We start from the raw sequence: 355 nt of genomic DNA, 5'->3' as shown, positions 1-355 counted from the left end.
CATACCGCCGCCGGCACAGCGGAGAATTGAATTCTCCGCTGTGCCCCGCTTTGGTCTGTGATGAGCGGCAAAATCACAGGGCTGGAGGCCCTTCTCTTCAGATTGGCCTTGCCGTTTGTGAGTTTCAAATGAACCGCAGTCGTACCACGTCGGGTTCAAACCAATTTAGCCGAAGTCAGTCGCAGCAGCAGTATCTGACAGGCGAACTGACGATCCAGATCGACAACCTGCCCCATATCGCCGCCGCTTATGGCGAAGCCGCGGCGATTATCGCTGAAGACGTGGTGCATCAATTGGTCCTGGATATTATCGGCGCCCTTGGCACCGTCACGCGGTTGCAATCAGGGCAGTTCCA

General features: G+C 56.3%; 1 protein-coding gene. It reads left to right on the top strand.

The genetic code is table 11. The annotated features are described in order from the left end of the window. Positions 1-128 precede the first annotated feature (128 nt). Positions 129-355, top strand: a 227-nt coding sequence (locus ACTJJ7_RS28125; protein WP_440969514.1) for a hypothetical protein, incomplete at its 3' end; no start/stop codon positions are given.

This window comes from Phyllobacterium sp. 22229 (assembly GCF_052056495.1).
GTDB classification, from domain to species: Bacteria; Pseudomonadota; Alphaproteobacteria; order Rhizobiales; family Rhizobiaceae; genus Phyllobacterium; species Phyllobacterium myrsinacearum.
Note: the sequence above shows the minus strand (reverse complement) of the source record. Positions and strands in the feature narration are given on the sequence as shown.